18 protein-coding genes are annotated in these 17,607 nt (G+C 67.4%); 8 read left to right on the forward strand and 10 right to left on the reverse strand.

Going from position 1 to position 17,607, the window contains the following annotated elements; genetic code table 11:
• Positions 1-374: 374 nt before the first annotated feature.
• Positions 375-869 (reverse strand): YcgN family cysteine cluster protein, encoded by a 495-nt coding sequence (locus tag ACODTJ_RS16360; RefSeq protein ID WP_454657809.1) that lies wholly within the window; start codon positions 867-869, stop codon positions 375-377.
• A 239-nt stretch (positions 870-1,108) separates the two neighbouring features.
• Here ACODTJ_RS16360 and ACODTJ_RS16365 point away from each other — a divergent pair, with 239 nt between their 5' ends.
• The 3 genes from ACODTJ_RS16365 to ACODTJ_RS16375 all read left to right on the forward strand — a co-directional run bounded on the left by ACODTJ_RS16365 (position 1,109) and on the right by ACODTJ_RS16375 (position 4,740).
• Positions 1,109-3,331, forward strand: coding sequence for a transglycosylase domain-containing protein (locus ACODTJ_RS16365; protein WP_454657810.1), 2,223 nt, complete (start codon positions 1,109-1,111; stop codon positions 3,329-3,331).
• A gap of 204 nt (positions 3,332-3,535) precedes the next feature.
• Entirely contained in the window at positions 3,536-4,111 is a 576-nt protein-coding gene (locus ACODTJ_RS16370; protein WP_454657811.1) for a DUF1214 domain-containing protein, read from the forward strand.
• On the forward strand, positions 4,108-4,740 hold the full coding sequence (locus ACODTJ_RS16375) for a DUF1254 domain-containing protein (RefSeq protein WP_454657812.1): 633 nt from the start codon (positions 4,108-4,110) through the stop codon (positions 4,738-4,740). The genes ACODTJ_RS16370 and ACODTJ_RS16375 overlap by 4 nt, the downstream gene beginning before the upstream one ends.
• A gap of 151 nt (positions 4,741-4,891) precedes the next feature.
• Here the strand turns inward: ACODTJ_RS16375 and ACODTJ_RS16380 are convergent, their stop codons facing one another.
• Entirely contained in the window at positions 4,892-5,653 is a 762-nt protein-coding gene (locus ACODTJ_RS16380; protein WP_454657813.1) for a hypothetical protein, read from the reverse strand.
• Positions 5,650-5,859, reverse strand: coding sequence for a hypothetical protein (locus ACODTJ_RS16385; RefSeq protein ID WP_454657814.1), 210 nt, complete (start codon positions 5,857-5,859; stop codon positions 5,650-5,652). Before ACODTJ_RS16385 ends, ACODTJ_RS16380 begins: the two co-directional genes overlap by 4 nt.
• A 168-nt stretch (positions 5,860-6,027) precedes the next feature.
• Between ACODTJ_RS16385 and ACODTJ_RS16390 the strand changes: the two genes are divergently transcribed.
• Positions 6,028-7,161: a DUF2336 domain-containing protein gene (locus ACODTJ_RS16390; protein WP_454657815.1), complete on the forward strand. Its 1,134-nt coding sequence runs from the start codon at positions 6,028-6,030 to the stop codon at positions 7,159-7,161.
• 24 nt (positions 7,162-7,185) lie between these two features.
• Here ACODTJ_RS16390 and ACODTJ_RS16395 read toward each other — a convergent pair whose 3' ends face one another.
• From ACODTJ_RS16395 to ACODTJ_RS16405, 3 genes are read right to left on the reverse strand one after another with little or no spacing between them, the layout of a single operon-like run.
• Positions 7,186-7,521, reverse strand: coding sequence for a DUF1491 family protein (locus tag ACODTJ_RS16395; RefSeq protein WP_454657816.1), 336 nt, complete (start codon positions 7,519-7,521; stop codon positions 7,186-7,188).
• Between the two features lie 15 nt (positions 7,522-7,536).
• Positions 7,537-8,094 (reverse strand): hypothetical protein, encoded by a 558-nt coding sequence (locus ACODTJ_RS16400; RefSeq protein WP_454657817.1) that lies wholly within the window; start codon positions 8,092-8,094, stop codon positions 7,537-7,539.
• A 15-nt stretch (positions 8,095-8,109) separates the two neighbouring features.
• Positions 8,110-9,918, reverse strand: a complete 1,809-nt coding sequence (locus ACODTJ_RS16405; RefSeq protein ID WP_454657818.1) for a PAS domain-containing sensor histidine kinase — start codon at positions 9,916-9,918, stop codon at positions 8,110-8,112.
• 325 nt (positions 9,919-10,243) lie between these two features.
• Here ACODTJ_RS16405 and ACODTJ_RS16410 point away from each other — a divergent pair, with 325 nt between their 5' ends.
• Positions 10,244-10,513 (forward strand): hypothetical protein, encoded by a 270-nt coding sequence (locus tag ACODTJ_RS16410; RefSeq protein WP_454657819.1) that lies wholly within the window; start codon positions 10,244-10,246, stop codon positions 10,511-10,513.
• 40 nt (positions 10,514-10,553) lie between these two features.
• Positions 10,554-10,982: a SufE family protein gene (locus ACODTJ_RS16415; protein ID WP_488849446.1), complete on the forward strand. Its 429-nt coding sequence runs from the start codon at positions 10,554-10,556 to the stop codon at positions 10,980-10,982.
• Positions 10,983-10,988: 6 nt separating this feature from the next.
• Here ACODTJ_RS16415 and ACODTJ_RS16420 read toward each other — a convergent pair whose 3' ends face one another.
• The 3 genes from ACODTJ_RS16420 to ACODTJ_RS16430 all read right to left on the reverse strand — a co-directional run bounded on the left by ACODTJ_RS16420 (position 10,989) and on the right by ACODTJ_RS16430 (position 12,768).
• Positions 10,989-11,783, reverse strand: coding sequence for a DUF6456 domain-containing protein (locus tag ACODTJ_RS16420; protein ID WP_488849448.1), 795 nt, complete (start codon positions 11,781-11,783; stop codon positions 10,989-10,991).
• Positions 11,780-12,148 carry a helix-turn-helix domain-containing protein gene (locus ACODTJ_RS16425; protein WP_454657822.1) on the reverse strand — a complete coding sequence of 123 codons (369 nt, stop codon included), beginning with the start codon at positions 12,146-12,148 and terminating at the stop codon, positions 11,780-11,782. The genes ACODTJ_RS16420 and ACODTJ_RS16425 overlap by 4 nt, the downstream gene beginning before the upstream one ends.
• A 203-nt stretch (positions 12,149-12,351) precedes the next feature.
• The gene (locus tag ACODTJ_RS16430) at positions 12,352-12,768 is read right to left on the reverse strand and encodes a Ros/MucR family transcriptional regulator (RefSeq protein ID WP_454657823.1); all 417 of its coding nucleotides are present in this window, start codon (positions 12,766-12,768) and stop codon (positions 12,352-12,354) included.
• A gap of 331 nt (positions 12,769-13,099) precedes the next feature.
• Between ACODTJ_RS16430 and ACODTJ_RS16435 the strand changes: the two genes are divergently transcribed.
• A complete protein-coding gene (locus tag ACODTJ_RS16435; RefSeq protein ID WP_454657824.1) occupies positions 13,100-15,271 on the forward strand; it encodes a S9 family peptidase in 2,172 nt (723 codons plus the stop codon).
• Here the strand turns inward: ACODTJ_RS16435 and ACODTJ_RS16440 are convergent, their stop codons facing one another.
• A complete protein-coding gene (locus ACODTJ_RS16440; protein ID WP_454657825.1) occupies positions 15,272-16,657 on the reverse strand; it encodes a hypothetical protein in 1,386 nt (461 codons plus the stop codon).
• A gap of 290 nt (positions 16,658-16,947) precedes the next feature.
• Between ACODTJ_RS16440 and ACODTJ_RS16445 the strand changes: the two genes are divergently transcribed.
• Positions 16,948-17,544, forward strand: a complete 597-nt coding sequence (locus tag ACODTJ_RS16445) for a superoxide dismutase (RefSeq protein WP_454657826.1) — start codon at positions 16,948-16,950, stop codon at positions 17,542-17,544.
• Positions 17,545-17,607: the final 63 nt, after the last annotated feature.

Genomic DNA, 17,607 nt, shown 5'->3' on the forward strand with positions numbered 1-17,607 from the left:
CCTCTTCTGTTCAACCGGACGAGGCAAACGCCGCGCCGGCGCGAAAATTTCGTGTGCGTGCCGCCAATGACTCATGGTCATCGACCGCTGGGATGAGGCGCTCATGCCCAAAACGACATGAACAATCAATGAGCGTGTGCAGCATCGACTGATGCAGCGCAATAGCACCCGATCGCAGCGGCTTCGAGCCATCTTCCCTTGTCCTTCCGGGGCGCGCCGCAGGCGCGAACCCGGAACCCACGACCGGGTGAGACAGTCGATGCTGCGTAATTCAAGACCCACCCAGTCGTGGGTTCCGGGTTCTTCGCTGCGCGAAGCCCCGGAAGGACAAGGTTGGTTCCGACCCGGATCGATCCAGCGATGGCCCACACTAGCTAGGCGCCCTTCCCCCGTGCAGCCCGGGGCCAGCGCAGCGGCCAGTTGACGACGCGCTCTGCGACCTCCTCCTCGGGCACCTCGTCCTCATTGGCGAAGACTCGGCCGCGCACGGAGACACCGGCCGCGACCACCGTCTCGGGATCGCCCGAGACCAGCGGATGCCACCAGGGCAGGTCCTTGCCTTCGGCAACGAGGCGATAGCCGCAGGTCGGCGGCAGCCAGGGCAGCGTGCGCACCTCCTCGGGCGTCAGCGTCACGCAATCCGGCACCTTCTGCGAACGGTTCGGATAATCCCGGCAGCGGCAGGTGCCGGCCTCGAACAGGCGGCAGCCGACATCGGTGGCGAAGATGCGCCCGGTATCCTCGTCCTCGAGCTTGACGAGGCAGCAACGGCCGCAGCCGTCGCAGAGCGATTCCCACTGCTCCGTCGACATCGCCTCCAGCGGCGTCGTCAGCCAGAACGGCTGCTGTTTCGGCGGGATCTGCGTCATGGCAGGCTTATGCGCCCGCCGGCGCGAAGATGGAAGACCATTCCCGCTCGGCTTGCGTGCCGAAAAGGGACGGCCGCCCCGACACATTCCCTGCTCGCGCCGATGGAATTTACCACCTCGCCTCTTATCCAGGCGCGGGGCACGCCTATGTCTCCATTACCGGGCGCTCTCCTGTTGCCAAGACGGCAAGCACGCGGCAGGACTTATCGTCGGGGCCATTCGGGAAGCCGGGAACGGCCATGGAGTTCAGGAAGGCGGGCTGGAGGACGCGGTTGAAGCGCTTCGCGCTGGCCGCCGATTCATGGCTGGATGCCGGCCTGTGGGGCGCCGGGCGCCGCGCCGGCGAAATCCATGAGCGCATCCGCAGCGTCGCCGACCGCCTGACCGTCACCGGCGGCAAGCGCCTCGCCGCCGAGTTGGCCAGCGAAGGGCTGAATATCGGCATCGTCGGCGCCATCTTCGTCCTGATGCTGGCTCTGCCGGCCTTCCGGATCGGCAATGACGAGGCCCTCCGGAACCAGGTCTTCGCCGTTACCTTCCTCGACCGCTACGGCGCCCCGATCGGCCATCGCGGTGCCCGGCACGACGATTCACTGAAGCTGGAGGAGATGCCGGACCATCTGCTCAAGGCCGTGCTCGCGACCGAAGACCGCCGCTTCTACGATCATTTCGGCATCGACCTGATCGGCACCTCGCGGGCGCTGATGGTCAATACGCGCGCGTCCGGCGTCGTCCAGGGCGGCTCATCGCTGACCCAGCAGCTCGCCAAGAACCTCTTCCTCAACAACGAGCGCTCGCTCGACCGCAAGATCAAGGAAGCCTTCCTGGCGCTTTGGCTGGAGACCCGGCTGACCAAGAACGAGATCCTCAAGCTCTACCTCGACCGCGCCTATATGGGCGGCGGCACTTTCGGCGCCGCGGCGGCGGCGGAATATTATTTCGGCAAATCCGTAAGGGACGTTTCGCTGGCGGAGGCCGCGATGCTCGCCGGCCTGTTCAAGGCGCCGACGAAATATGCTCCTCACGTCAACTTGCCGGCGGCTCGTGCGCGGGCCAACGACGTGCTCAACGCCATGGTCGATGCCGGCTTCATGACGGCCGGCCAGGTCGACAGCGCCAAGCGCAACCCGGCGACGCCGATCGACCGCAAGCGCGATTCCAGCCCCGACTACTATCTCGACTGGGCCTTCGAGGCGATGAAGGAGCTCGCTTCAGAAGGCAAGCTCGGCGCCGACCGCGTGCTGACGGTGAAGACGCCGCATGATTCCGCGATCCAGCAACGCGCCGACGAGGCAATCGAGACGATCCTGCGCCAGCATGGCCCGGCCTATCGGGTGAGGCAGGCGGCAACCGTCGTGATGGACCCGGACGGTGCCGTGCGCGCCATCGTCGGCGGCCGTGACTACGGCGCGAGCCAGTTCAACCGGGCGACCGCCGGCCAGCGCCAGCCGGGTTCCTCGTTCAAACCCTTCGTCTATGCCGCCGCGCTCTCGGCCGGGCTCTACAAGCCGAATACGATCGTCACAGACCGGCCGGTCTGCATCGGCAACTGGTGCCCGAACAATTACGGACGCTCCTATGCCGGCTCGATGCCGCTCACTGTCGCACTGGCGAAGTCGATCAATACCATCCCCGTCCAGATGTCGATCGCCATCGGCCGCGCCACCGGCGAGACGCATGAGGCACGCGCAGCCACGATCGGCCGCAAGAAGATCATCGAGACGGCCCATGCCATGGGCCTGACCACGCCACTCACCGACACCGTCTCGCTGCCGATCGGCGCGGGCGAGGTCACCGTCATCGACATGGCCGCCGGCTATTCCGCCCTCGCCAATGGCGGGCGCCGGGCCAAGCCCTATGCCGCGATCGAGATCGCCAATTCGCAGGGCGAGGTGATCTACCGCCACGACCGCGACGAGCCCGAAGCGAAGCAGGTGCTGAGCCCGCAGGTGGCGCAGGACATGAACTTCATGCTCTCCAAGGTGCCGACCGAGGGCACGGGCCGGCGCGCCGCACTCGACGGCGTCGTCACCGCCGGCAAGACCGGCACCACCAACGGCTACAAGGACGCCTGGTATGTCGGCTATTCCGGCAATCTCGTCGGCGCGGTCTGGTTCGGCAACGACAATTCGTCCGAGACCGCGAACATGACCGGCGGCTCGCTGCCCGCGATGACCTGGAAAGAGATCATGCAGTTCGCCCATCAGGGGCTGGAGCTGAAGCCGATTCCCGGCGTGCCGGTCGTCGATCCCAAGGGGGCAGCGATCGCCAAGGCCGGCACCACCACGACGCCTGCCGGCCCAGCATCCGGCCCCGGCGCCGGCCATATGCCGCGCCAGTCCTTCGAGGTGCTCTCGGCGGTCGGCTCGTTGTTCAAGGCCGTGGAACCACGGCGCGTCGCGAGCCGTCCCATCCAGGTCGGCATCCGCGAGATATCGGGCAGCGAACCGCGGGTGCGTTGAAGCGCAGGCGGTTGACGATAGCGGGTGCGGGCGGTCAACTCTCCCTTGTCATGGAGGCGCGGGTCATCCCGGACGGAGCGTAGCGGAGATCCGGGATCCATGCCCGAACCTTGACCGGAAGCGCTCCGGAATGGATCCCGGGTCAAGCTTGGGATGACGGTGTGTTTCTGTAGACAATCAGCGGCCCCCAGGCGGAAGGACAGCGTGCGGATTCTCGACCTCGCCTATATCCTCGCGCTCGGCGCCGGACTTGGCCTCGGCTCCGCCCATTGGGCGGTGGCCGGACGGTCCGCGATCGGCCGGGTCGAGGTCGGCGCCTGGACGGCCTGGCCACGCAGCGGCAGCCGCGAGGTCGATCCCTATATGCGCGCCTATCTCGCCCGCGGCGTCCATCTGCCGTTCGGCTCCGGCGAGGGGCTTGAGCTGATCGCCGAGCGGGACGATGCAGGGCAAGCACTGGACGGGCGCTGCCGCTACAGGCTCTCCGGCGCGACGCCGACGGCGCGCGGCTGGACCATCGGCATCACGGACGGCGACGGCCTGCCTTTCCGCCTGCCGCTGGAGCGCACGAGCTTTACCGATTCGGAGATCGTCCGCCCCGAGGATGGCGGCCTGGCCATTCTCGCCTCGTTCACGCCGGAGGCCGGCAACTGGCTGCCGCTGCCGGCGAGCGGGCGCTTCCAGATCCGCCTGCGGCTCTACGATACGCCGATCTCCAGCCAGACCGGCGAGACGCGGGCCGGCAACCTGCCGCGCATCACCCGCGTCGACTGCCGATGAGCGCCGTCAGCCACGACCCGCCGGAACGGCGCGGCGCGCCCTTCGCCGGCTGGCGGCAGCGCCTGCGCGCGGGGTTCACGCGCTTCGTCATGGCGACGCTGGCCGGGCTCATCCTCGCGGCGATCGTGCATATCGTCACCGTGCTGGCGATCCCGGCGCTCTCGCAGCGCGACGCCGCCCATGCCTATCGCGAGCTCGGCACCGAAGGTCATGCCGAAATGGCCCCCTCCCCCGGCAATGCCCGCGGCCTGCCTGCCCTGCGAGAAGCCGATCCCAATGTCGTCACCGCCATCTGCAGCTACGATCTCTCGACTGGGCCGATGCGGATTGTCGCCCGCACCGGCACGTTGCTGCTCGGCCTGACGCTGCATCGCCAGGGCGGCGGCGTGCTCTATGCCATCACCGACCGGGCTGCGATCCGCGGCACGCTCGAGTTCCTGGTGATGACCGAAGCGCAGCGCGACGAGCGCATCGCCGCCGACGAAGAGGGCGAAACCAGCCGCGAGCTGCGCATCGTCTCCGATACCGAACAGGGCCTGATCGTCGCCCGCGTGCTGCTGCGCCTGCCCTCGGACAAGGCCGATGCGGAGGCGCTCGCGACGGGCGTCGCCTGCGGGCTGGCGAATTGAAGCGGTTTTCGATTTTCAGGCGCGTGTCATCCCGGGCGTAGCGCAGCGGAGATCCGGGATCCATGCCTGAACCTCAATCGCCGGCGCTCCGGAATGGATCCCGGGTCAAGCCCGGGATGACGGCGCGTTTCCGCGAGTCATCACGCAGCTCTTACCCCTTGTAGACGACCGGGCGCTTGCCTTCGCCGAAGGCGCCGTTGAGCTGCATCTGGCAGAGCGGCTTGGCTTCCATCTCCAGCGCCATGATCGCCCGCTCGGCCTTCACGGCTTCGCGCGACGGCATCTCGACGACGAGATTGGCCAGCGCGTAGCGGTAGCTTCGGATGCGGAAATCGACGCGTTCGCAGACCCAGAAGACCAGCCCCTCGTTCTCGACGACGCGCGCATAAGCAGGAGCCTGCTTGTCGACGGGCACATCGGGGGAACCCTCGGCGGCCCGTATCCGGACCCGGTCCATGTTCACGACGCGCCCTGCGTTGGCGCGGAACGGACCGATCAGCAGGCGGTCGGCATTGGCATCCTCGGCCAGCCGGTTGTAGCGCGAGGCCTGCGAGGCGAAGGATATCGAGGTCAACCCGCGGAAGTAGTCGGAAACATCGGTCGACTGGGCCGCGACAGGCATGATGCGGGCATGGGCGAGATTGGAAACTTCACCCTGGAAGACGCTGTTGGGACTGGACGGCATAACGAAGCGCCAGGCGCGGTCGCGCATCTGCTCCTCGTCGTCGGTCAGGCGGAAATAGGATGCCTGTTCGCCGCGCGCGGTCGCGGACCAGAAGCCGGTTTCGGGCGCGATCAATTGCGACCACACCGTCGGCCGCGGCCGGCCGAGATCGCCGGTCGTGGCGGTGCAGGCCGAAACGGCCACGGCCGCCAGCATGGCGAGCAGCAGCTTGGACGGCCCTTGTGTCACGCAGGCTGCCTGCGGGCGCTTTTCCGCGCAGCGACCTTGCGCGGCCGTGTGCCGGTGGAGGCCTTCGCGGCCGGCGGCCGGGCCTCGGGCGCGCGCTCGTAGCGGACGCCCGTGAAGAACAAGATGTCTGCCGTCTGCGGCGGGAGGGAGCATGCCGAAGCCGGCTGCGGGCGCCGCTGCGGCGCAAAGGGGATGACGACGGCCATGATGCGCCTCCTTATCCAGCGCCAGAGTTGCAACGCGAGAATCGGCGAGGTGCGGGCAGCACCAGGTCGCAGGCCCCGCAAGCCCATCAGGCCCGGACATGGTTAACGCAGCCTTAACGGTCGGGGATTAATGCTGCTCCACCATCGGTTTTCCAGCCCGAGCCTGCCATGCCCGCATCCGTTTCCAAGGAACTCGCCGATCTCGCGCGCCTGGCGCGAGAAGGCGGGCTCGATCTCAGCCCGATCTCGTTGCGGGTCAAAGCCGATCTCCTGCTCTCGACGCCACGCCCCTCTTCCGGTGATCTGGCTGCCTTCAGCGAGATGGCCGAGGCGCTGCTGCCCGGCATCGACGAGGCGACCGCCCTCATCCTGGCGCGCAAGCTCGCCGGCTGGGCCCATACGCCCGCGCCGGTTCTCGCCGGGCTCGCCGCCAAGGGCGGGCTCGTGCTGGCCGCGCTTTTGCGCCATGGGATGCCCGTTCCGGAAGCGGAGATCGAGCGTCTCGTCGAGACCGGAGACGAGGCGATGCGCGCGGCGCTGGCCGTTCGGTCCGACCTCACCGCCCAGGCCGTCACCATGCTCGTCGCGAACGAACGTCGCGAGCTCGACCTCGCCCTGATCGCCAATCACAACGCCCCGATGCCGCGCGCCGCCGTAGACCTGCTGATCGCGCGGGCGCGAATCGAGCCCGCCTATCGGCCCGGCCTGCTCGCTCGTCCCGACCTGTCCAACATGGAACTAGCGCCGCTTTTCCTGCATGCTGGTGCGGAGCGACGCCTTGCGATCCTCGAATCGTTGATGGCGCGCGAAGCACTGCACCCCAGCGACAGGCGCCCGGCCCTGTCCGGTCCGGCCTTCGCCGGCTGGCTCGACCTTGCCGCCGAGGATCGTGACGCCGCCTTCTCCGCCATCGCCGACCATCTCGGCGGCGGCAAAGCTCTTGCGGCTGCGATGGCCGGCGACGCGTCGCGGGATCTTGCGGCACTCGCGCTGACCGCGAGCGGCACCACGGTCGAGGAAGCGACGCGCTTCCTGATCCGGCTCGGCGACGATGCCGCCCATTCGGTCGAGCGCATCTTCGCACTGGTCACGCTGATGCGCTCGGTAAGGCCCGCCATCGCCTTCCGCCTGGCGATGCATATCGCCGGCACGGGGGTAGCCACGCCGCAGCGGCGGGGCCAGCACCTGCCGGCGATGGATCCGAGCGGCACGCCATCGCGCGCCGGCCATGTCCGGCCGGAAGCGCAACCGGCCATGTCGGACGTCCTCGGAAAGATCGGGGCGAAGCGCGAGCGCGGCTGAGCAGGCGCGCTCAGGCAGGCCGTATCAGGCCTCGACGAGCGCGAGTCTCGGGTCGCCGGCGCGGTTCTCGATCTCGACCAGCCAGAGATCGCCATCGAAGCGCAATTCACGCTCGACACGGTCCTCGATCGCCAGCGGATCGGCATCGAGCAGGAGCTGGAAGCGACGCTCGCCATCGTCCTCGGCCAGCGCCTGCGGTGCCGGGCCGTAGAGCGCGGCAGTGCCGTCGAGCCGGTCGAGCTTGACGAAGATGGCGCCCGCCTCGCGCGCGCCGCGGCGGCGCAGCACGGCAACGAGGCCGTCGAAAGCTGCCTGCCGCAGATAAGCCGAAACCCAGAAGTCGCTGGTCAGGCGCGCCATCTCCGGCGCCGCCGATCAGGTACGCGGTGTTGCGGCGGAACGGTTGGCGGACCTGACATCCGCCGGCGGGCGCAGGTCACCATTGATCAGATCCGCGATCGGATCACGCGCGGGAGCGGCGGCAGCGCGGGGCGCAGGAGCCGGGGCGGCGGCGCGCGGCGCAGCCGGGACGGCAGCCGGCGGACGGGGCTGCGCCTCACGGGCGGCCTGCGTCTGCGAAAGATCGGTCGGGCGCGCCGGGGGCCGGATCGGCTGCGCCGCCGGTGCCTCAACGGCCGCGGCGGGCGTCGGGTCGGCACGGCGCTCGGCGGCGGCCCGCGGCTGCGAGACCGGCGCGGGAGCGGAGAGCATCGGGGCCGGATGGCGCGCCTTCTGGAACATCAGAGCATTGGCGACGATGGCGACCGAGACGATGCCGAAAGCCAGCAGGACCAGCGCCCTGCCCGGCCGCTGCCCGGCAATGCGGGCGACCCGGCCGAGCCAGGATGTCTTGCGGCGCGCCGGCTGGGCGCGGCGCACCGGAGCGGACAGGGAGGCGCCGGAATGGGCGCGGGCGGCCATGGTCACGGACATTGCGTCAGCTCGTCTTCAGGCGGTCAGGCGGAGAGGTTCTTTGGTGTCGAGACCCCGGCGGGGGGCTCGGGCGAAAGTCACGATCTTGGCAGGCTGCTCGACGCCCTCCACGCCGCCAACCGGCAAGCGAACAGAGACGCGCGTGCCGATGCCCGGCGCGCTCTCGACCGTCAGGCGGCCGCCATGCAGGCCGACGAGGCCGCGCACGACGGACAGGCCGAGGCCGGTGCCTTCATGGGCCCGATCATAGGCGCCCTTGGCCTGGAAGAAGGGATCGCCCAGCCGGGGCAGATCGGCGGCGGCGATGCCGATGCCGGTATCGGAGACGGAAAGGTCGATCGTGTCGCCATCGCGCACGACCGCAAGCGTCACGCGCCCACCGGCCGGGGTGAACTTGATGGCGTTCGAAAGCAGGTTGAGCACGACCTGCTTCAGCGCACGCCGATCGCCTTCGACCGCCGGAAGGCCCGGGCCGACCACGCGCTCCAGCGCGATGCCGCCGGTCTCGGCCCGCAGCGCCATCAGCGTGCAGCAGTCCTGTGCCATCGCGGCAAGGTCGAGCGGCTCGCGCTCGATGGTCATGGCGCCGCTCTCGATCTTCGAAATGTCGAGCAATGTGTTGACGACATCGAGCAGGTGATGGCCGGAAGCGTGGATGATGCGCGCGTATTCCAGGCGCTTCTGCGCGTCGAGCCAGCCATTGTCCTCGGCGCTCAGCATCTCGGAAAAGCCGATGATCGCGTTGAGCGGCGTGCGCAATTCATGGCTCACGGTCGCCAGGAACTGGCCCTTGACGTCGTTCGCGCGCAGCGCCTCGGCATGGCCGCGCTCGCGGGCTTCCTCGGTGGCGCGACGCGCCGTCACGTCGCGCATCACGCAGACGACGGCGGCACCGTCCGCGGCAGCGGCACCTGCGACACGGCAGGCCTGCATCTCCAGCCAGAGCGAAACCGGCAGGCGGCTCTCGCCGGCGCCCTCGCGCGGCACGAAGAGCGTCCGGAAACAGGCAGTCACCCCCTCCTCGCCATGAGCGGCATCGCTCAGGGCTTTCAGGAAAAGCGGCCGGTCGGCGATGTGGACGCGCTCGAACAGGCCGCGCCCGAGCAGTTCGCGCGGATCGGCGCCGGCCAGCGTGCGCGCCGCGGCATTGGCGAAGACGACCGCGCCGCCGGCATCGTGCCAGGTGACGAGATCGCCGACATGATCGAGCAGAAGCTGCGAGCGCGCATCCGAGACGCGCTGCACGCGCTCCTCGGCATGGCGCCGGCGCAGCAGGACAGCCGTCACCACCAGAGCCTGGACGAGCGCGGATATCGCCAGAAGCGGCATCGCTTCACCTGTCCATGGCGAGGCTTCGGCGAACAGACCGAGCGACTGCAATCCGATGGCGGCGAACAGCGCGCCCACTGCGATCCAGCCGGCCCGCAGCATGAAGCCGCGCGAACCGAAAAGCGCCGCCTCGACCGGCACGACCGCCAGCCAGAGCAGCAGGGGTGAGGACATGCCACCGGTCGCGCCGGCCAGCGCCACGATGAAGAGAGAGAGCGCAGCGGAGGACAGCGCATGCGCCGCATCGAGACGGCCAGTGCGGGCAACCAGCGCGACGGAGAAAACCGCAAGCGCGGCGGCGACGATCATGGCGGCCTCGAAGGCGCCGGGTGCGCCGCGCCAGGCCAGATAGGCCGGAGCGAGGCCGAGCATGCCTGCGCCGACGAGCAGGCGCGACAGAACGAAACGTTCGTGACGCTGCCTTTCCGCCGGGTTCGACTGCACCGATGCATGCACCAGTGCCGCCGCCTGTGTCCTCAGTGCCGTGATCGCCATACGGAACGCAACGCCTTACTCTCGCGGATACCCCCATCCGCTTGGCGCATCTCGCCATGGTCGGTTTAAGCGGGGCTTAAGGCGAAGACGGACGAAAGCGCCCGCCAGATCGACCTGTTAGATTTTTCTAATATTTTTCATATAGTTATCTCAAATACGATCGATTTTCCGACGGCCGGCGATGTTCGCGGCAAGGTGAATGGAAACTGAAGATCACCTGCGGTATTCGACTCGCATTTGAGCGTTTGGAATGACGCGATTTTTCGAGATCCCGGTCTAGGTTGTCCTCGCGGCGCACAGGAAGGCGCCGGCGACGGAGACAGAGATGGCCCACCTGCTGCGCAAGATCGCGATCATCGGCCTGATCGCCGTGAATTCGCCGGTGCACAGCGGCAAACCGGCCGACGACGCCCCGCCTCAGGCCATGCGGCAGGCCGCAGAGACCGTCCGGACCGAGGCGCGCAGCGTGGCTGGCAGCCTGACGGCCGCGCGCGAGGCTGCCGAAATCCTGGCGGGGATGGACCCGGTCCTGCGCGAGCGCATCCTGAACGCCGCGGCGACGGCCGTGATCGGTAAGCCTGCGCCTCAGCGCTGAACGCTTGACGCTCCCCCGCAATCGCGGGAAGAGGCCGGACATGACCACAAGCCTCGACGACATCGTCGCGAATTTCGAACTGCTCGACGAGTGGGACGATCGCTATCGCTATCTCATCGAACTCGGCAAGAGCCTCGAGCCCCTGCCCGAGGACGCGCATGTCGACGCCAACAAGGTGCGCGGTTGCGCCAGCCAGGTCTGGCTCGTATCCCATCGCGAGGGCGGCGGCGGACCGCAGACCCGGCTCCGCTTCGTCGGCGACAGCGACGCCCATATCGTGCGCGGGCTGGTGGCGCTGGCGCTGGCGATTTTCTCCGGGCGGGAGGCCGCCGACATCCTCGCGACCGATGCCTTCGCCATCTATGAGCGCCTCGGCCTCGCCGCCCATCTCACGCCGCAGCGCTCGAACGGCGTGCGCGCCATGATCGACCGGATCAAGCGCGACGCTCAGGCTGCAGTCGCCGCCTGAGCGTTTTCAGCCGGATGCCGGGAATTCGCGCGGCCGGGCATCGGCCGCCTGCCAGCTCCGCATTCCCTGCTGCCGGGCGCGGCGGTCAAGACCGTAATGCGTCACCAGTGCCGCCAGCGCGACCCGCAGCACGACCTTGGCCGAGCGCGGCGGCCAGCGACGCTCCTTCTCGACGAGATCGAGCCCCTTGAGAAAGCCGCAGATATCGATCGCGAGGCCTGACAGCTCAGGCCCCAGCCTGTCGCAAGCCAGCCTGATACGCTGACGCGCCGCGAGCGCGGTGTCGGAGGAGCCTGCGACATCGCGCGGCCCGGTTACGGCCGGCTCCGGCGAGAGCGCCGCGTCCCAGTTCATCGTCACGCGCGGCAGCATGCCGGCCAGGGTGATATCGGCCCGGAAGCGCTCGCCCGCCGCGAATTCCTCGCTGCTGATCTGCGGCCTGCCGTCTTTTCCGGGGCGGCGATACAGCCAGAGCAGCGGGCTTTCGCGGTCGTCCACGACGGGAGCAGACCGCACTGCAGCCCCGGATCGCGCCTTCTCTGCAGCCGAAGCGCCCGAAACGGATGGAGCGAGCCCGAGCCGTGCCGGCTTTTCGTCCCGCGCCCAGGACACGCGCCCCTCGGCCACGAGGGCCTGCACCGTTTCCGCAGCAACATAGCCGGCGCCCAGGCTCGTGCCGTTCACCGTCCGGAACAGCGCGATGCGGCCGCAGCCCAAGGGCGAAACCAGGCCGTAGCATCCAGGCCCGGCAAGGTGCTTCAGAAGGCGAGCGCCCTCATTGCCTGCGATCCCGGCGGTCATCGGCAGGCCTCCGCAGGCGATTCGACCAGCCTCGCCATCGCCGCCAGAAGCGCGGCCTCCATAGCGGCCAGACCGAATTCGAGGGCTGGATCGTCGCGGCGATCCTCGATCAGCGCGCAGGCGTGGCGCACGGTCGTGCGGTCCCGGCCGAAACAGATGCCGACGCGGGTGAGACTGAGCCCGAAGGCGACATGAGCCAGATACATCGCCGTCTGCCGGGCCAGCGCGATCGGTTTCCGGCCCCGGCTCGCAGCCCGCAGACCGACCAGGGGAATGCGGATCGCGGCGACGGTCGCCACTTCCGCCAGTCGCGCCCCGGCGGTCGCTCGCAGGATCGGTTGCGATTGGTCACGCGATATGTTCATGTTATGTTCCTATCCAGCGCCACCCGCCTTTCCGGGAAGCCTCGCGCTAATAGGATTATATTCTTATAACTCGACTGACAAGCCCGGACCCGGTTTTATCCCCGCCGCTGCCGTGCGCGCGAGATGCGCAAGAAAAAAGCCGCCGAGATCATCGGCGGCTTTTTTCTTCAGGGTGGCGCGTCCATTCGGCGCCGGCCAGTTGCTCAGCGGCGCTTGCGGCGCTGCTGGCCCAGGCCCATCTTCTTCGCAAGCTGAGAGCGTGCCTCGGCATAGTTCGGCGCGACCATCGGATAGTCCGGCGGCAGGCCCCACTTCTCGCGATACTGCTCGGGCGACATGTTGTACTGCGTGCGCAGGTGCCGCTTCAGCGACTTGAACTTCTTTCCGTCTTCCAGGCAGATCAGGTAATCGGCCGTGATCGACTTCTTGACGGGAATGGCAGGCTTGGGAGCCTCGACCTGCACCACCGGTGCAGCGCCGCCGATCACGCGGCTCAACGCCGAGTGTACTTCGCTGATCAGAGCCGGCAGGTCGGAGGCCGGCACCGAATTGTTGGAGACGTAAGCGGAAACGATATCCGCCGTCAGCTCAATGAAATCAGCGCCCTCATTATCAGCCATGGCGATGTCTCTCCTTATCGTTCTTGGTAGCGTTCTGCGCTGATCGTCCACCGCCTCGTATCCGATAGCCTGATCAATATTGCCAATAATGGGTCAAGCACCATCGGCTCAGAATCGGATAACGCGGACTGATCACAATATGCGTTTAGTCGATACTGTTTATTCGTGCAAGCCAGCAATTCCCAACAATTCATGAATGCAAAGCTCAACAATTCATCCATGGGATGCTGCAATGCACTGAGCAGAAAAATTCAAAGCCGGGGCGCCCCGCACTGTCTTGCAAGCTGTTGCCGCCGCCTCTACCTGTCGGCTCCCCATGCCGGAGATCGCCATGCGTCAGGATCAGGCCCCTCGCTCCTCGAGCACCGCAGCACGCCGGCGCAAGCCTGCGCCGTTGCCGCCAAAGGCCGAGATTCGCACGACGGAAACGCAGGTCCATGGCGTCACGCTGCGCGACGACTATGGCTGGCTGCGCGCCGATAACTGGAAGGACGTGCTGCGGGAGCCCGACGTCCTGCCCGCCGACATCCGCAACTATCTCGAAGCCGAGAACACCTATTGCAAGGCGCTGATGGCGCCGACCCGGGCCTTGCAGAAAGAACTGGTCAAGGAAATGCGCGGCCGGATCAAGGAAGACGATTCGAGCGTTCCGCAGCCGGATGGCCCCTTCCTGTACTATTCGCGCTATCGCAAGGGTGCCGAGCATCCGCTGATCTGCCGCAAGCCCCGCAGCATGGCGGGCAAGAGCGGCCGGGCGGGCGAGCAGATCATGCTCGACGCCGATGCGTTGGCCGAGGACAAGGATTTCTTCGATCTCGGCGACGCCGCGCATAGCCCGGATCATCGCCTGCTCGCGTGGAGCGCCGACGAAGCGGGCTCGGAACTGCACAGTATCCACGTCAAGGACCTGGAGAGCGGCGCCGACCTGCCCGACCTCGTCAAGGACACGACCGGCGAGATCATCTGGGCACGCGATTCCCGCTCGTTCTTCTATGTCGCGCTCGACGACGACCATCGCCCGTCACGGGTGAAGCGCCATCGCCTCGGCACGCCTGCCGAGGCGGACGACTTGCTGCATGACGAAACCGATGCCGGCATGTTCGTCGATATCGACAAGACCCAGTCCGGCCGCTTCCTGCTGATCACCATCGGCGATCACGAGACATCGGAAACGCGCATCCTCGATCTCGACCGCCCGGAGGCGAAGCCGGTGCTCGTCGCAGAGCGCGAGCCGGGGCGCCAGTACAACCTGGAGCATCACGGCGACGTCTTCGTGATCCTGACCAATGCCGACGGCGCCGAGGACTTCAAGATCGTCACGGTCCCCGTCGATGCGCCTGATCCGGCGAACTGGCGCGACCTGATCGCGCACAAACCGGGCCGCCTCATCCTCGACCATGTCTGCCTGAAGGGGCGCCTGATCCGGCTGGAGCGCGAGGACGGGCTGCCGCGCATCGTCATCCGCCACCTCGCCGATGGCGTGGAGAGCAACATCGCCTTCGACGAGGAAGCCTATGGGCTCGGCATGGATGCGGGCTACGAATTCGAGACCGATACGCTGCGCTTCATCTATGCCTCGATGGCACGGCCGGCAGAAACCTATGATTACAACCTGATTACCGGCGAACGGACCTTGCTGAAGCGGCAGGACGTGCCCTCCGGGCATGATCCGGCCAGCTACAAGGTGCGCCGCATCTTCGCCACGGCGCCGGACGGCGCGCGCGTGCCGATCTCGATCCTGCACCGGGCCGATCTCGCGCTCGACGGCAGCGCGCCCTGCCTGCTCTACGGCTACGGCTCCTACGGTTCGGCGATGTCGGCCTCGTTCCGGACGCGGCCGCTCAGCCTGGTCGATCGTGGCTTCGTCTATGCCATCGCCCATGTGCGCGGCGGCACGGACAAGGGCTGGCGCTGGTATCTCGACGGCAAGCGCGAGAACAAGCGCAACACCTTCACCGATTTCATCGCCGCCGCAGGCGCGCTGGCCGATGCCGGCTTCACGACGCGCGGGCGCCTCGTCGCCGAGGGCGGCAGTGCCGGCGGCATGCTGATGGGGGCCGTCGCCAACATGGCGCCGGAGCTCTTCGCCGGCATCGTCGCGGAAGTGCCCTTCGTCGACGTGCTCAACACGATCCTCGACGACACCCTGCCGCTGACGCCGCCGGAATGGCCGGAATGGGGCGACCCGATCCGCGACGTGAAGGCCTTCGAGACCATCCGCAGCTACTCGCCCTACGACAATGTCACGGCGCAGAATTATCCGCCGATCCTCGCCATGGCCGGGCTGACCGATCCGCGCGTGACCTACTGGGAGCCGGCGAAATGGGTCGCACGCTTACGCGCCACGATGACCGGCGGTGGCCCCATCCTGCTGCATACCAACATGGAAGCTGGCCATGCCGGTTCGGCCGGCCGCTTCGACTCGCTGAAGGAGACCGCCCTGGCTTATGCCTTCGCCATCCATACCGTCGGCGAAGGCTGGGATGCGGCGAAGGGCGCCTGATCAGACGCCGAGCCGGCTCTTCTCGCTGGCGAGATAGACCTTGAGCTCGTCCATCGAGCCGAAGCTGTATTCGCCCTCGGGCGTGCGGGCGCAGATCGAGCCATCGGCATAGATGGTGAAATGCGCGTCGCCGACCTGATAGGCACCGACGATGCCCTCGTCGGACGCCGCTCGGCTGTCAGCAGGGGCCGGAGGCTCCTCGGCCTGCGGCTCGTCGACTGTGGCAGGCTCGGGCAACGCTTCTGCGTGCGGGGTGTCCGGCTCCTCATGAACAGGCGCTTCGACCGGGTAGGCAAACGTTTCAGCTTCGGCGCCGATGGCCTCGGGCTCGGCCCGCTCATCGAAGGCATGAGCCTCGGTTCGCGGCGGCCAGAGCGGAGCGGTCTCTTGCACCGGGGCCAGCGCTTCGGCCGGCGGCGTATCGAGCCAGGGCTCGCGGCGCGGCGAGGCTTTGTCCATCCAGGACTCCGCCGCGGCGAACGGATCCGGTTCCGGGGAGAAGGATGGCTCGATGCGGCCGGTTTCGGGCTCCGGCTCGTTGAGATGGCCCGCCAGGCTCGCGCGCAGGGCGCTGAACTCGTCGAGCTCATCCTCGTCGGCAGCCGGCGCCTCTACGGGTTCGTCCGGGATGGCCTCACGTTCCGCGACCGGCTGCTGCTCCGGAAGCGAGGCCCCGAAGGATTCCGGCTCGTCATGTCCAGCGGGAGCTTCCTCCTCGGCGGTGGGCTGGACCTTCGCGGTAACCGGCTCGGCCGACTCATGCCCTTCCGCTTCGAATGCCGCAGGATACTCGAGAGGCTCCGGCGCCGCCACGGTCGACGGCGCCTCTTCGAACATGTCGAGCAATGGCCCGGCGCTTTCCGCCACGGGTTCGGCAGCCGTCTCGGGCGCGTCCTCGACGGCGGGCTCCGGTTCCTCCAGTTTCTGCGCGACGAGCGCGCCGAACAAATCCCTGTCTCCGGATGAGGCCGGCGCCTCGGCAGGAGCCGGCGTGCGCTCGTCGTCGGATACCGCGAGGGCCTGCGCCACGATGCCCGTTGCCGCAGCGCCCGCAACCGCGCCGATCGCAGCCGGAGCCACGGAACGCGAGAAGACCGTGGCTTCGGGCCGCGCCGGCACGGCAAACGGCGCCTGCTCAACGGCGGCGGCCGGAAGCGGCGCCTGCGCCCGAAGCTCGATCGCCTCGATCAGCGCGCGCCGGGTTGCGCGGACTTCCTTCAGGACCCAGGCGAGCGAAAGCATGATCAGACCAACGCCGCTTGCGATCGAGCCGATGATGACCTGCGTGAAGCCACGCTCCAGCACCATATAAGGCCAGCCGTCATAGATGGCGTAGGCGCCACCGCCGAACAGAAGCAGACCCAGAACGGTAAAAATCGCGATCAATTCGGTATCCTTGGCAGGGCCGTGACAGCTCTGGGCTGAGGCGACCGTCGCGTCACTATCTAACGTATTGAATAAGGGAGAGTTTCCAATCCAGACCGCTAAGGGAGAGAAATCTGGCGCGATTGTGGCGACCTGTCGAGAACACATATGCTTTTCGCAACCGGAGCGGTTGTCGACCGGCGCGCGGGCGCTTAACTATCGCAGGGAATGGCAAGGTCTCCACGGCCTCGCCTGCCCCAACGGCAGGCCATTCTCATTTCAAGCGATTTCACAGCCCAAGGAGAGGCCTCATGTCCTTTACCCTTCCCGATCTTCCCTACGCCCATGATGCGCTCCAGCCCTTCATGTCGAAGGAGACGCTCGAGTACCATCACGACAAGCACCACCTCGCCTATGTGACCAACGGCAACAATGCCATCAAGGGCACGGAGTTCGAGGGCAAGTCGCTGGAGGAGATCGTCAAGGGCTCCTACGGCAAGAACCCCGCCGTCTTCAACAACGCTGGCCAGCACTACAACCACCTTCACTTCTGGAAGTGGATGAAGCCGAATGGCGGCGGCAAGATCCCGGGCGCGCTGGAGAAGGCGATCGTCGACTCGTTCGGCTCGGTCGAGAAGTTCAAGGAAGACTTCGTCGCCGCCGGCGTCGGCCAGTTCGGCTCGGGCTGGGCCTGGCTCGAGGTCAAGGGCGGCAAGCTCGCCGTCAGCAAAACCCCGAACGGCGAGAGCCCGCTCGTCCATGGCGCGACCCCGATCCTCGGCGTCGACGTCTGGGAGCACTCCTACTACATCGACTACCGCAACCGTCGCCCCGACTATCTCAAGGCCTTCCTCGAGAGCCTGGTGAACTGGGACTACGTGGCCGAGCGCTTCGACGCCGCCAAGTAATCGGCAGGTTGCCGGAAACGAAAACGGGGCCTCACGGCCCCGTTTTTTTTGTTTGTGGGTGTC

This window comes from Allobosea sp. FG18 (genome assembly GCF_057809495.1).

What these genes read in the sequence shown, in the direction of transcription:
- ACODTJ_RS16360 (WP_454657809.1), bottom strand. Translation starts at nt 869, where the DNA reads ATGACGCAGATCCCGCCGAAACAGCAGCCGTTCTGGCTGACGACGCCG.
- ACODTJ_RS16365 (WP_454657810.1), top strand. Translation starts at nt 1,109, where the DNA reads ATGGAGTTCAGGAAGGCGGGCTGGAGGACGCGGTTGAAGCGCTTCGCG.
- ACODTJ_RS16375 (WP_454657812.1), top strand. Translation starts at nt 4,108, where the DNA reads ATGAGCGCCGTCAGCCACGACCCGCCGGAACGGCGCGGCGCGCCCTTC.
- ACODTJ_RS16385 (WP_454657814.1), bottom strand. Translation starts at nt 5,859, where the DNA reads ATGGCCGTCGTCATCCCCTTTGCGCCGCAGCGGCGCCCGCAGCCGGCT.
- ACODTJ_RS16390 (WP_454657815.1), top strand. Translation starts at nt 6,028, where the DNA reads ATGCCCGCATCCGTTTCCAAGGAACTCGCCGATCTCGCGCGCCTGGCG.
- ACODTJ_RS16395 (WP_454657816.1), bottom strand. Translation starts at nt 7,521, where the DNA reads ATGGCGCGCCTGACCAGCGACTTCTGGGTTTCGGCTTATCTGCGGCAG.
- ACODTJ_RS16400 (WP_454657817.1), bottom strand. Translation starts at nt 8,094, where the DNA reads ATGTCCGTGACCATGGCCGCCCGCGCCCATTCCGGCGCCTCCCTGTCC.
- ACODTJ_RS16405 (WP_454657818.1), bottom strand. Translation starts at nt 9,918, where the DNA reads ATGGCGATCACGGCACTGAGGACACAGGCGGCGGCACTGGTGCATGCA.
- ACODTJ_RS16410 (WP_454657819.1), top strand. Translation starts at nt 10,244, where the DNA reads ATGGCCCACCTGCTGCGCAAGATCGCGATCATCGGCCTGATCGCCGTG.
- ACODTJ_RS16415 (WP_488849446.1), top strand. Translation starts at nt 10,554, where the DNA reads ATGACCACAAGCCTCGACGACATCGTCGCGAATTTCGAACTGCTCGAC.
- ACODTJ_RS16420 (WP_488849448.1), bottom strand. Translation starts at nt 11,783, where the DNA reads ATGACCGCCGGGATCGCAGGCAATGAGGGCGCTCGCCTTCTGAAGCAC.
- ACODTJ_RS16425 (WP_454657822.1), bottom strand. Translation starts at nt 12,148, where the DNA reads ATGAACATATCGCGTGACCAATCGCAACCGATCCTGCGAGCGACCGCC.
- ACODTJ_RS16430 (WP_454657823.1), bottom strand. Translation starts at nt 12,768, where the DNA reads ATGGCTGATAATGAGGGCGCTGATTTCATTGAGCTGACGGCGGATATC.
- ACODTJ_RS16435 (WP_454657824.1), top strand. Translation starts at nt 13,100, where the DNA reads ATGCGTCAGGATCAGGCCCCTCGCTCCTCGAGCACCGCAGCACGCCGG.
- ACODTJ_RS16445 (WP_454657826.1), top strand. Translation starts at nt 16,948, where the DNA reads ATGTCCTTTACCCTTCCCGATCTTCCCTACGCCCATGATGCGCTCCAG.